Origin of the sequence: Microbaculum marinum, from assembly GCF_037855135.1 — a bacterium.
Classification (GTDB): domain Bacteria; phylum Pseudomonadota; class Alphaproteobacteria; order Rhizobiales; family Tepidamorphaceae; genus Microbaculum; species Microbaculum marinum.
This window is the reverse complement of the sequence record NZ_JAZHOF010000006.1, coordinates 12,765-24,637: the sequence shown is the minus strand read 5'-3', so window position 1 is coordinate 24,637 and position 11,873 is coordinate 12,765. Positions and strand designations below refer to the sequence as shown.

9 protein-coding genes are annotated in these 11,873 nt (G+C 67.3%); all 9 read right to left on the bottom strand.

The genetic code is table 11. From position 1 onward, the window contains the following. Window positions 1-3: 3 nt before the first annotated feature. On the bottom strand, window positions 4-1,311 hold the full coding sequence (locus V3328_RS14875) for a TRAP transporter large permease (protein WP_340330476.1): 1,308 nt from the start codon (window positions 1,309-1,311) through the stop codon (window positions 4-6). After that, window positions 1,308-1,835, bottom strand: a complete 528-nt coding sequence (locus V3328_RS14870; protein ID WP_340330475.1) for a TRAP transporter small permease — start codon at window positions 1,833-1,835, stop codon at window positions 1,308-1,310. The genes V3328_RS14875 and V3328_RS14870 overlap by 4 nt, the downstream gene beginning before the upstream one ends. Before the next feature lie 5 nt (window positions 1,836-1,840). Next, on the bottom strand, window positions 1,841-2,863 hold the full coding sequence (locus V3328_RS14865; RefSeq protein ID WP_340330474.1) for a TRAP transporter substrate-binding protein: 1,023 nt from the start codon (window positions 2,861-2,863) through the stop codon (window positions 1,841-1,843). Between the two features lie 67 nt (window positions 2,864-2,930). Continuing rightward, window positions 2,931-4,094, bottom strand: a complete 1,164-nt coding sequence (locus tag V3328_RS14860; protein ID WP_340330473.1) for a M20 aminoacylase family protein — start codon at window positions 4,092-4,094, stop codon at window positions 2,931-2,933. Continuing rightward, on the bottom strand, window positions 4,091-7,471 hold the full coding sequence (locus tag V3328_RS14855; protein WP_340330472.1) for a molybdopterin cofactor-binding domain-containing protein: 3,381 nt from the start codon (window positions 7,469-7,471) through the stop codon (window positions 4,091-4,093). The genes V3328_RS14860 and V3328_RS14855 overlap by 4 nt, the downstream gene beginning before the upstream one ends. Beyond that, window positions 7,468-7,929, bottom strand: coding sequence for a (2Fe-2S)-binding protein (locus tag V3328_RS14850; RefSeq protein ID WP_340330471.1), 462 nt, complete (start codon window positions 7,927-7,929; stop codon window positions 7,468-7,470). Before V3328_RS14850 ends, V3328_RS14855 begins: the two co-directional genes overlap by 4 nt. A 4-nt stretch (window positions 7,930-7,933) precedes the next feature. Next, a complete protein-coding gene (locus tag V3328_RS14845) occupies window positions 7,934-8,956 on the bottom strand; it encodes a CobW family GTP-binding protein (RefSeq protein WP_340330470.1) in 1,023 nt (340 codons plus the stop codon). Between the two features lie 9 nt (window positions 8,957-8,965). Continuing rightward, a complete protein-coding gene (locus V3328_RS14840) occupies window positions 8,966-10,660 on the bottom strand; it encodes an amidohydrolase (RefSeq protein ID WP_340330469.1) in 1,695 nt (564 codons plus the stop codon). Between the two features lie 169 nt (window positions 10,661-10,829). Further along, window positions 10,830-11,855, bottom strand: a complete 1,026-nt coding sequence (locus V3328_RS14835; protein WP_340330468.1) for an AraC family transcriptional regulator — start codon at window positions 11,853-11,855, stop codon at window positions 10,830-10,832. Between the last annotated feature and the right edge of the window lie 18 nt (window positions 11,856-11,873).

Genomic DNA, 11,873 nt, shown 5'->3' with positions numbered 1-11,873 from the left:
GGATCAGATCAGCGAGGGGATCAGCAGCGAGATCCCCGGCACCAGCACCAGTATCGCGAGTCGGATGATGTCGACCGACCAGAACGGGAAGACCCCGGCGAAGATGGTCTTGGTCGACACGTCGGGTAGCATCGAACTGAGGGTGAAGACGTTCATGCCGATCGGCGGGGTGATCAGGCTGATCTCGGTCACCACGACGACGACTATGCCGAACCAGATCATGGTCTCTTCGGGGGTCATGCCGAAATCGAGCGCGGCGATCAGTGAGGCGAAGACCGGGACGGTCAGGAGCAGCATCGACATGCTCTCGAAGACGCAGCCCAGCACCAGGTAGATGCCGATGATGACCAGCATCACCAGCATCGGCGAGAAGTTCGCGTCGGTGATCTGGCGCGCCAGTTCCGTCGTCATACGTGTTTCGTTGATGAAGTTGGCGAAGATCAGCGCCCCGATCAGCACGACGAACAGCGCGGAGGTCGTAACCGCGGTCTCGATCAGCACCGAGAGCAGCGTTCGCCAGTTCAGGGCGCGACGGACCAGCGCGAAGACAAACGCGCCGAAGGCGCCGATGCCTCCCGATTCCGTCGGCGTGAAGATGCCGGCGTAGATTCCGCCGATCACCAGCACGAAGAGCGCGATCACCGGCCAGACGCCGCGAAGCGCTGCAAGCCGCGCCGCCATGTCGACGCGCTCGCCGGCGGGGCCACGCTCCGGGTGGCGCCAGACCACGTAGCGGACCGCCGCCAGGTAGCAGGCGACGCCGAGCAGTCCCGGCAGCAGCCCCGCCGCGAAGAGCGCCCGGATGTCGGTCTCCGTCAGCAGTCCGAACAGCACCAGGATGACGCTCGGGGGAATAAGGATGCCGAGCGTCCCGCCGGCCGAGATGGAGGCGGCTGCGAGGCTGTCGGCATAGCCGTACTTGCGCATCGGCGGCATCGCCACCTTGGCCATCGTCGCGGCAGTCGCGAGGCTCGATCCGCAGATCGCGCTGAAGCCGCCGCAGGCGACGATGGTGCTCATCGCCAGGCCGCCCTTGTAGTGGCCAATGAAGGCATGGGATGCCGCGTAGAGATCTTCCGAGATGCGGGCGCGGCTGACGAAGTTGCCCATCAGGATGAACAGAGGGACCACGGAAAGCTCGTAGGACTCCACCGTGGTCCGCGTCACCTGGCCGACGAGATAGAAGGCCGGGTAGAAGTCGACTAGCATGGCGAAGCCGAAGAAGCCGACGATCGCCATCGCGACGGCGATGGGTATGCGGGCGAACACCATCGCGATGACGATCGCGAAGCCCAGCGCCGCGGCGATCACAGTCCGGCTCCGGGCTTGCCGGCGCCGACGATCTGGCGTCCGGCCTCGAACAGCTTGGACAGATGGATGATTGCTGCGACCGCGGACGTCGCGGCGCCGAGATAGATTACCGGACTCTGCGGAATGCCGAGATATTCGGTCACGTCGCCGTATTCCGAGATCTGGTTGCCGAGCAGCCACAGGCGCCACGCGAACACGCCGAAACACCCGGCGCATGCGACGTTCACCATCAGGCTCTGCCACGGCACGACGCGCGCCGGGGTGACGTCGTCGAGCAGGTCGATCGTGATATGCGCGCCCGCGGCCGAAACGACCGGCAGGCCCGCGTAGACGATCGCCGCCATGATGAATTCGGTCAGCTCGAAGCCGCCCGGCAGCGGCGCGTTGAGGAAGTAGCGGCCGACGACGTCGACGACCGTCAGCATCATCAGGATGAACAGGAACACGCCGGCCGCCCCGCCACACACGGCGACGAGGCCGCTGGTGACCTTGAACCGGTGTGGCGAGGCGGCCTTGTCGGTCATCTGTATCAGTTCGCCGACTTCTGGTTCTGGATCTCGGCGCGGTACTTTTCGAGCACCTCGGCGGCGTCGTCGGCGCCGGCTTCCTGGGCCCGGGCGACCCACTCCTCGTCCATGCCGGCCAGGGCGGCGTCCACCTTGTCCTTCATTTCGCCGTCGAAGGTGACGACGCTGTCGGCGCCGAAGGTCTCTTCGGCATCCGTGTCGGCGCCGTCCCAGGCGGATCCGATCAGGCCGGACAGCTCCTCACCCGAAACGCTCCAGAACGCTTCCTTCTGCGAGTCCGTCAGGCTGTCGAGGAAGTTCTCGTTGATGACGATCGCCATGCTCGACGTGTAGAGGTTGTCCGGCATCCCGTAGTGATAGGTGACGATGTCGCCGAGATTGAAGGACTTGATCGTCTCCAGCGAGAACAGCACGCCGTCCGCAACGCCCTGGGACAGCAGCTCCTGCGCCTTGGTGACCGGCGCGGACACTGTCACGAGGCCCAGCCGCTTGGCGATCTCGCCCTGCGTGCCGCCGCCGGTGCGGATCTTCAGGCCCTCGAGATCGTCGATCGACTCGATAGGCTTGCTGGTGTGGATCATGCCGGGACCATGCACGAACAGCGCGATCGGCACGACTCCCTTGTGTTCTCCCAGGTCGGCGAACTCCTCGTTATAGACCTTCCAGTAGGCCCGCGACGCCTGTTCGGCATTGCCGCCATTGCCGGGAAGCTCGACCATGTCGGTCAGCACGAAGCGGCCCGTCGTGTAGCCGTGGGTGATCCAGCCCACATCAGTGATGCCGCTGCGCACCCGGTCCATGATGTCGCGCGGATTGATCGGCGGATAGGACAGCTCGACCTTGAGCTCGCCGTTGCTGGCTTCCTCGACCTGCTTGGCCCAGACGTCGAGGCCGGCCGCGTTCACCGCGTGCTGGGGGCCGGCATAGGTGTCGACGCGAATGGTTTTCGGCTCCGCATTGGCCGAGCACGTCATGGCGACGGCCAGGACGGGGACGATCGCGGCTGCGCTCAGGTATCGTTTCATCTTCTCTCTCCTGTTGTAGTTCCCATGGACACGTTTTTCGTGTTCCCGGTTTTGACGGTCCGGGAATTCAAAGAAGTCTGCGGACCAGGCTCACCCAGTAGCTTGCGCCGATCGGCAGGATGTCGTCGTTGAAGTCGTATTTGGGGTGATGGACGAAGGTGCCGCCCTTGTCGCCGATCCCGTTGCCGATGGCGATGTAGTTGCCGGGCTTCTCGCGCAGCATCCACGCGAAGTCCTCCGACGCCATCATCGGCTTTCCGTTGCTGTCGACATTGTCGGCGCCGACGACCGCTGCCGCCGCATCGATTGCCGAGGCGGTCTCCCGCGCGGCGTTCACTAGCCTGGGATAGGTTCGCTGATAGCTGACGGTGCAGTCGACGCCGTATGCGCCGCAGATGCCCTTGGCGATGCGTTCGACGGCTGCCTCCATTTCGAGCTGCGCCGCCTCGCCGAGGGAACGCACGGTTCCCTTGATGTTGGCCGAGGCCGGGATGACGTTGATCGCCGAGCCGGCATTGAGCTGCGCCACCGACAGCGACATCGTCTCCTCCGACGGTATCTGCGAGGCGACGTGCTCGTTGAGCGCCGAGACGATTGCGCAAGCCGGCAGGATCGGCGTCCTGGCCTTGCTCGGATAGGCGCCGTGGCCGCCGACACCCTCGATGGTGATGTCGAAGGCGTCGAGCGATGCCATGAAGTCGCCGGGCCTTGTGGCGAACTGGCCGACCGGGATCCCGGGAAAATTGTGCATCCCGTAGACGGCCTCCGGCCTGATCGCCTCGAACAGGCCGTCCTCGATCATCCGCAGGCCGCCATTGCCGACCTCCTCGGCCGGCTGGAAGATGAAATGGACGGTGCCGTCGAAATCGCGGGTCCGGGCGAGATGGCGGGCGGCCGCCAGCAGCATCGTCATGTGCCCGTCGTGGCCGCAGCCGTGCATCTTGCCGTCCACCGTCGAGCGGTGGGCGAAGTCGTTTGCCTCCTGCAGGTTGATTGCGTCGAGTTCGGAGCGCAGCGCGATGGTCTTGCCGGAGCTTCCTGCCGACAGCGTCCCGACGACGCCTGTCGTCGCCATGCCCCGCTTCGTCTCGATGCCGAATTCCTTCAGCTTCGCGTCGACGAAATCGGCGGTCCTGAACTCCTCGAATCCGGTTTCCGGCATCGCGTGCAGGGTGCGCCGCCAGCCTATCAGCTCCGGGTGGGCATCGGCGATGTCCTGGACGAGGTTCATGTGGGTGTCTCCGTCTCGCGACCGCAGGCGGCGTTCATGGCGCGCTCCAGCAGCGCACAGGCGGCCTTGAGCTTCCAGGCATTCCCGGGCAGGGGGTGCGCCTCGTTCACCCAGGCCCGCGCGGATGCGTGATTGTCGGCCGCGCCGTTCCGATGGAACGCCTGCTCGCTGAGACGGGCGCGGTAGGGGCGGTTGGCGACGCCGCCGAGCACGGCCCGGCATTGCGGCGCGCCGGGTGCGTCGCTGAGGACGCTGACGCAGGCGGATACCATCGCGAACCCGTCGCTGGTCCGGGCGAGTTTCTCGAAGTGCGCGGGCCGCGACCGGGCCTGCGCCGGGATGACCACCGAATGGACGATCTCGCCGCCGGACAGCACGGTTTCGCCGGGCCCCTCGTAGAAGGCGTCCAAGCCGACGCTGCGGTCGCCGCCGCCGGCGTCGCGTATCCGCGCGGTCGCATCGAGCGCGATCAGCGTAGTGGCAAGATCGGACGGGGTGATCGCCTGGCAGCGGCCGGCGCCGAGCACGGCGTGGAAGTACCGGTGGTCGCCGGTGACCGCGTAGCAGGGCCGCGTCGCGCCGCCCCGCTTGTAGCAGTTGAAGCCCGAGCGGAAGAACCAGCACCGCTTGGCCTGGCACAGGTTGCCGCCGACGGTCCCGGATTCGCGGATCTGCGGGCTCGCGATTGCCGCGATCGTCGCTGCCAGGGCCATGTCGCCCGGCCGGTCCGACCGGACGAGCTGGCGCTGCGCGTCGGCCAGCGTCACGGCGGCGCCGATCGTCAGGTTGCCGTCCGCGTCCTCCGCGATTTCGTTCATGTCGGCGCAGGCCGTCAGGCTGACCAGCGTCGGTGGTGCACCGAACCCCTGGTCGCGCATTGACAGGATGTCGGTGGCCCCGCCGGCCGGACGGGCGCTGCGGTCCGCGGCCAGCGCAGCGATCGCATCGTCGCTCGACCGCGGCCGCACGATCGTCTCGACAGCGCTGTGCCGCGGTACAGGAGATTGACGGCCCCACGCGTGCAGCGCGGCGTGCAGGCCAAGCGGGTAGGCGCTTCGTACCCCTGCGGCCCACCAGTGCGACGGCCGCTGCCAGATCGGCTGCGGCTCGATCCCGGCGTCTGCTTCGCCGAGCGCGGCGACGATCTTGTCGGGCGAGATCGGCAGCGAGCGGATGCGCGCGCCGGTGGCGTGTGCGATGGCATTGGCAACGGCGGCCGCCGTCGGCATCAGTGCGATCTCCGAAATCGACTTGGCGCCGGCCGGACCCTTGGGCGACGGTCCGCCGACGAAGACGACGTCGACGGGTGGCGCCTCGCTGGCGCGCGGCAGGGCGTAGTCGGCGTAGGACGTGGTGACCGGGCGTCCGGCTTCGTAGATCAGTTCCTCGCCCAGTGCTGCGCCCAGTCCCATCACGACGCCGCCGATGACCTGGCTTCGCGCGCCGACCGGATTGACCACGGTGCCGGCATCGTGGGCGGCGACCACCCGCAGTACGCGCACCGCGCCGGTACCGCGATCGACCTCCACCTCGACGCCATGCGCGGCGAAACTGTAGGCCGGCGACAGGTCGCCGAACCCTGAGTCCGCCGCCGTCATCGGCACCACCGGACTGTCGACGACCTCCTCGCAGAACATCGTCAGCGTTCCCCCGACGCTGTCGGGATGCGCCGCAGCCAGTTCGCCGATGCCGATGCGCCGGCCGGCGGCTTCCGCGAAGCCGTCCCGCAGAACGACGTCGTCAGGCGCACAGCCGAGTGTCTGCGCCGCGATCTCGCGCAGCGCCGCCGCCGTCTTCCGGGCAGCCGCCTGCACGGCGCCGCCCGTGATCATGGTGCCTCGGCTGGACCCCGCCCCGGGGTCGAACGGCGTTTCGGCGGTGTCCATCACCCGGCAGTCGATCTCGTCGGCCCGGAGCCCCAGTTCGGCGGCGCAAAGCTGGGCGATGACCGCATATTCGCCCGTGCCCGGGTCGGCGCATCCGCTCGACAGCACCACGCCGCCATTGTGGCCGATTTCTATGCGGGCCTCGGCGCGGCCGGTGGGCGGGCTGACGATCGCTCCCGATACGTGCATGGCCAGCGCCACGCCGACGCCCCGGCCGTTGCCGCCCTGGCCGCGCGCCACGTCCCAGTTCAGCTTTTCCCGCACGGTCTCGAGACACTCGGCGGCATGGCTGGACTTGATCTCCCAGCCGGTGATCGTGCAGTCGCCGGTCCGGTTGACGTTGCGAAGCCGCAGGTCGATGGGATCGATGCCGATTTCGTCGGCGAGTTCGTCGATCTGGCATTCGATGGCGAATGTCGCCTGCGGTCCGCCCGCGCCGCGGAAGGCGCCGCCGGGACGGCGGTTCGAGTAGACCGAACGTCCATCCAGTTCGGCACCTTCCAGGCGGTACTGGGAGCCGATCAGGATCGACGCGTAGTTCATCATGTTCGACCCGCCGTGGATGAACGCTCCGTTCTCGACGACGACCTCGGCACGGCGATAGGTCAGCAGGCCGTCGCGGTCGACACCCGTTTCCATCGCGATCGAGCATTCATGCTGGCGCTTGGTGAACGCGAACTCGTCCGCGCGCGACAGGCTGATCGCCACGGGCCGCCCGGCGGACCGCGCCAGCGTGGCGGCCAGCACCTCTATGTCCGATATCTTGACGCGCGCGCCGAAGTCCCCGCCGACGCCGACGCGGTGCAGCCGGACCTGCTCGGGATCGAGATCCAGCATGTAGGCGATCTCTGCGCGCACGTTGCGCGGCGACTGCGTCGGGACCCAGATGTTCATGATCCCGCCGGCTTCGTCCCAGTCGGCGAGAGCGACATGGGACTCCATGCAGGCATGGGCCTGGATGCCGCAGTCGTACCGGGCCGATACCGCGTCGCTGGTCCGCTCCTTCGCCCCCTCCGGGTTTCCGAAGGACCGCACGGCGCTCTCGGCGATGTTGTCGGCGCGGCTCCGCGGATGGACGATCGGCGCGCCCGGCCGCAGGGCCGCCGCCAGGCTCGGGGCCGCCCGGTGCGGCTTGTACCTGACCCGGATCAGCGCCAGCGCCCGGTCCGCCTGTTCCGGCGTCTCTGCCGCAACGGCGGCCACGTCCTGACCGAAATAAACCACCGAACCCCGCGCGATCGGCGGTCTGTCCGCCTGTCCGTAGTCCCGGTAGTTGCGGTCCGGCAGGTCCCGCGCGGTGATCACCGCGGCGACACCGGCGGCACGTTCCGCGGCGCTCGTGTCGATGCTGACGATCTCGGCGGCGGGATGGGGACTGCGCAGGATCCGTCCCGTCAGCACATCGTCGGGCATCAGGTCTCGGGTATAGGGCAGCGATCCGCTGGTGCGCTCGACCCATTCGGGATGCCGGAAAGCGTCGCCGATCGTCATGCCGGCGATCCCTTGGTTTGCGACGCCAGCCGCAGCGATTCGATGATCCCCTGGTAGCCGGTGCAGCGGCACAGGTTGCCGGCCATGTCGCGCCGCAGGGCGTCGTCGTCGCTCAGGTCGCCGCCGCGCAGGATCGAGACGGCGCGCACCACCATGCCGGGCGTGCAGTAGGAGCACTGGAACCCGCCTCGGTCTGCCATCGCCTCGCGAAACCCGCGGGCCTCGTCGGCAAGGCCCTCGGCCGTCTCGACCGGATCGTCGACGCAGGCAGCCAGCGTCACGCAGGCGAGTTTCGCGCGTCCGCCGATCAGCACGGTACAGGCCCCGCATTCGCCGCGCCCGCAGCCGACCTTCGCCGCGGTCAGTTTCAACCTGTCGCGCAGCACCTCGATCAGCGTCTCGCCGGCCTCGATGTCGAGGCGATGCCGGTTGCCGTTGATCTCCAGCGTCTGCTCCATCCTGCTATGCCCGCTCGGGGATGCAGCCGTCGAACAGGCGGCCGAGAGCCTCCCTGTCGATCCCGCGGCCGATGAAGACCACATCCGTCCGCCGCTTCTCGTCGGCTCGCCAGGCCCGGCTCTCCGACACCGTGCTGCGCTCGCCGACGAGATGGAACTCGAAGCGGTTGTCGTGACCGGCCAGGTTGAGGATGCCCTTCGCCCGCAGGATGTTCCGGGGCACGGCGGCCACAAGTTCGCCGAAGGCTGCCGCATCGAGCGCGGCATCGGACGAGAAGGACGCGGTCTCGAATCCCGACAGGTCGTGGCTGTGGTCGGTGTGATGGCCGTGTTCGCCGTCGCCGGCAACTTCGGCGCCGGCATCGTCGGCGCCGCGTTCGCGGATTTCGGCGCGCAGGCGGAACAGGTCCACGTCGAGCAGCAGGAACGGATCGACCAGGCCGTGGCTGGTGCGCAGGAAGCGGCCGTCCGGGTTGATCTTGCGAACCCCCGCCTCGATCATGTCCGGGATCTCCGGGTCGACGAGATCGAGCTTGTTGATCAGCAGGATGTCGGCGCCGACGAGCTGCTGGTAGGCCGCCTCGGCATTGTCGAGGTTGGCGTCGAAATTCTCCGCGTCGACGACCGTCACGATCGCATCCAGCCGCAGCCACTCGCGAAACTCGCCCATCGCCAGGGTCGCCGCGACCGGACCGGGGTCGGCCAGTCCGGTCGTCTCGACGAGGATGTAGTCGATGTCGTTGCGCGATCCGGCCAGGCGAACCACCGCCTTGCTGAGATCGCCGGCCATGGTGCAGCAGACGCAGCCGTTGGCCAGTTCGATGAGGTTGTCCGTCTGCCGCGTGATCAGCTTGTCGTCGATGCTGACCGCGCCGAACTCGTTGACGATGATGCCGATCCGCAGCCCGTGGTCGGATGACAGCAGGTGATTGAGCAGCGTCGTCTTGCCGCTGCCCAGGAAGCCGGTGAGAACCGTGACCGGAAGCGGTTTGTCTGTGGGTGCCGCCAGAATCTGGTTCTTGTTCATATTATCGTCTTAGCGACCGGCTTCGTAGACCAGTTCGCCGCCGACATAGGTCTGCAGCACCTGGATGTCCTTCACGGCCTCCGGCGGGCAGTCGAGAATGTCGGTATCCAGGACCACCGCGTCGGCCTGCTTGCCGACTTCGATGGAGCCAAGCGTCTTTTCCTGCCAGCGGACCTCCGCGTTGTTGATCGTGAACATGCGCAGCATCTCTTCCCGGGTGATTTCCTGGCCCGGCATCAACTGGCCGGCCAGCGTGTTGCCGGTCAGCGCCGAGTACTGGCACAGGAAGGGGTGCTGCTTGTCGTAGACGACGGCCGGATTGTCGGTGCCGCCGGACACCAGGATTCCGGCGTCCAGCCAGTCGCGCAGCGGCAGGCCCCAGTCGCGCACCGTGCGCGCCCAGGGGTCGCTTTCGACCAGCTTGGCGATGCGCACCTGGGTCATGATCTCGTTCATGCGCATCGAGCGGGCCGAGGCGTAGTAGGCGAGCAGCGGGTTTGCGCCGAAATTGATGCCGAGTGCCTTCGCCCGCTCCACGTGCTCGGGCTTGCCGAGGCCGAAGCCGTGCTCGAAGCTGAACCGGCGGCCGGCGATCGGGTTGGTCTTGTCGCCTTCCTCCAGCATCGACAGCACGGTCTCGGCGGGTTCCTCGCCGCCGCCGGTGTTGACGTGGATCGCCATGTTCCAGTTGTAGCGGTTGAATTCCTCGATCAGGAAACGCAGCTTCTCGGGGGTGAACGCCCACCACCCGTCATTGACCACGACGAGCTTGATGCCGCCGATCTTCAGCATGTCGTCGCCGAGGCCCTGCTTGGGGCCGAAGTAGCGCTCGATCGACTGGCGGATGTCGTCCTGCGACAGGTAGCGCGAGGGCAGGCCGAGGATCAGGTCGGTGCGGATCTTGAGGCGGCCCTGCCGGTGCGCCTCGATGTAGGAATCCAGTTCGTCGACGGAGACGCCCATGTCGCGCACGCCGACGACGCCGCAGGCATGGTAGATCGCCTGCTGCGCTTCGATCGCCCGGATCTGGGTCTGCTGGTCGAAGTAGACGAAGTCCCACATCTTGATCGGCTGGCCGGTCTTCTGCCACCACGCCTTGCGCGCCAGGTCGCCTGCGCCGGCGATCAGGTGACCGGTCGGCTCGCCGCTGTCGTCCTTGGCGATCCAGCCTTCGGGCTCGAGCGGCTGCGGCGTGCTGCTGTCGATCCCTGCCAGCCGCATCGCGTAGCTGTTGGCGATGATGTTCTTGCCGGACTGGAAGATGTAGACGGGATGGTCGGGCGAGACCTTGTCGAGGTCGTGGCGCGTCGGGAACCTTCCTTCCTTCAGCGCTCCCCGGTACATGCAGGAGGTGGCGATCCACTCGCCCTTCGGGGTGATCTTGGTGCGCTCGGCGATCGTGGTGAGGATGTCCTCTATGGAGGGCATCGTCGCGATGTCGACCTTCGCCTCGGAGCCGAGCGCGTCCATGCCCGCCAGCAGGAAATGGACGTGGTTGTCGTACTGGCCGGGGACGACGCAGCGCCCTTCCAGGTCGACGACGGTGGTGCCGGGGCCCGCAAGCTCCTTGACGTCGGTGCTGCTGCCGATCGCCACGAACTTGCCGTCGTAGATCGCGACGCTCTCCTGGACCGAGAAGTCCGGATCGACCGTGACGATCTTCCCGTTGTGGAATATGACGTCGGGCGCGAATTGGGCTGCCATGATCCGTCCTGGTTGCTGACATTCGCAGGCGCGCTGTGGCCAGCACGGCCGGAGGCTTACCCGCCCGGCATGGCAAGGCTAGGGGCGGGCGCGCGCGAGCGTCTATCGCCTGAGTGCAGCAAACGGCGCTGCAGTGCAGGAAACGCGGGTGAGGCGACGTCTGTCGTCCTCAGGTCCGCGGCTTCAGGGTCTTCGAGGGCGCTTCGCCGAAACGTTCGCGGTAGGCGCTGGAGAAGTCGCCCATGTGATTGAAGCCCCAGTCGGAGGCGACTTCGGTGACGGTGCGTCGGGGGGCCTCGCCGGAGCCGATCGCGGCCAGGTCGGCGCGCACGTTGGCAAGGCGCACCTCCCGCAGCCGCCGCATCGGGCTGACGCCGCGATACTGGCGAAATCCGGCATACAGCGTCCGTGCGCTGACCCCGGCCACCGCCACCAGCTCGTCCATCGACAGGTTGCGGCGGGCGTCGTTTGCCATCAGCTGCTCGACCCGTCTGACGTAGTACGGCACGGGGCCGGACCCGGCGGTCTGCTCGGTCGGGCAGGGATGGGCGGCCTGGTTGTTGGGCAGTTCGCGCAGCAGCAGGCGGATGAGCAGCGCTTCGGTCGGCTCGCTGCAGCTTGCGTTCGAGAGGCGGTCGTCCGGCAGGACCAGATCCGCGTGGATCATGTCGAGGAGCCGCAGGAACAGCGGGCATTCCTGCGCCGATATCGGCCGGTTGGCATCGAATGCGAGTGGAATCCCGGTGGAGGCGAACATGCTTTCGGCCTCGCGCTCGATCGCGTCGCGGGAAACCTTCAGCGCGATGAGCGAGCAGTTGTCGAACTTGCTCAGGCTGAAAGGCTCGGACGGGTTGGCGATCCCGATCTGGCCCGGCACGACGTCTATCGAACCGCTCTTGCGGCTGATCTGGATGTTGCCGTTGACCGGCACGTAGAACACGAACCGGTCGTACATCGGGCTGGCGGTGATGCGGATGTCCGCGGCGGAGGACACTCTGTAGAGCGTCGCGCCGCCGATGCGCACCATCTGCGCGACCGTCTTGAAGCGGCGCGGCACGCGGGTGACTTCGAGCTGATGGGCGGTGAACTCGGATGCGAAGCGGTCGTTCACCACCACCGGATCGTTCGACTCGATGATCGTGTGACGGGCGGTCGGGCGTTGCGCGAAAAGCTGGGCGAACTGAGGCACCGTCATGGATTCCTTCCGTTCCGG

Coding starts and splice junctions, on each gene's coding strand:
- V3328_RS14845 (WP_340330470.1), bottom strand. CDS start 8,956: ATGAACAAGAACCAGATTCTGGCGGCACCCACAGACAAACCGCTTCCG.
- V3328_RS14840 (WP_340330469.1), bottom strand. CDS start 10,660: ATGGCAGCCCAATTCGCGCCCGACGTCATATTCCACAACGGGAAGATC.
- V3328_RS14870 (WP_340330475.1), bottom strand. CDS start 1,835: ATGACCGACAAGGCCGCCTCGCCACACCGGTTCAAGGTCACCAGCGGC.
- V3328_RS14850 (WP_340330471.1), bottom strand. CDS start 7,929: ATGGAGCAGACGCTGGAGATCAACGGCAACCGGCATCGCCTCGACATC.
- V3328_RS14865 (WP_340330474.1), bottom strand. CDS start 2,863: ATGAAACGATACCTGAGCGCAGCCGCGATCGTCCCCGTCCTGGCCGTC.
- V3328_RS14855 (WP_340330472.1), bottom strand. CDS start 7,471: ATGACGATCGGCGACGCTTTCCGGCATCCCGAATGGGTCGAGCGCACC.
- V3328_RS14860 (WP_340330473.1), bottom strand. CDS start 4,094: ATGAACCTCGTCCAGGACATCGCCGATGCCCACCCGGAGCTGATAGGC.
- V3328_RS14835 (WP_340330468.1), bottom strand. CDS start 11,855: ATGACGGTGCCTCAGTTCGCCCAGCTTTTCGCGCAACGCCCGACCGCC.